The organism is Pseudonocardia sp. EV170527-09, from assembly GCF_008369905.1.
GTDB lineage: Bacteria > Actinomycetota > Actinomycetes > Mycobacteriales > Pseudonocardiaceae > Pseudonocardia.
Map to the genome: position 1 here is coordinate 1 of NZ_VRMC01000646.1, position 238 is coordinate 238.

The following is a 238-nucleotide window of genomic DNA, read 5'->3' on the forward strand; positions in this document are numbered from 1 at the left end:
CTCCAGCCGCGCGCATCATCCGCAGCCGATGGCGCGCAGCTGGAGCGCGGCGTTCGATCACGCCGACGTGCCGGAGCAGGGCACGGTGGTCGTGCATCTCCAGCGCGGCATCGGCGTGCTCGACGGCCTGCAGACCGTCAATACGGGCGGCGGCGCCATGCGCGAGCTGGTCCGCCTGTCCTTCGCCGGCGACAACGCGGTCCTGGTGCCGCCGCCTGATCTGGCACTGATGTGGCCC

General features: G+C 72.3%; 1 protein-coding gene. It reads left to right on the top strand.

Annotation, left to right across the window (positions count from 1 at the left end; translation table 11 throughout):
* Positions 1-28: 28 nt before the first annotated feature.
* A partial coding sequence (locus FVA95_RS30385; RefSeq protein WP_205016116.1) for a CarD family transcriptional regulator occupies positions 29-238 on the top strand: 210 nt, incomplete at its 3' end.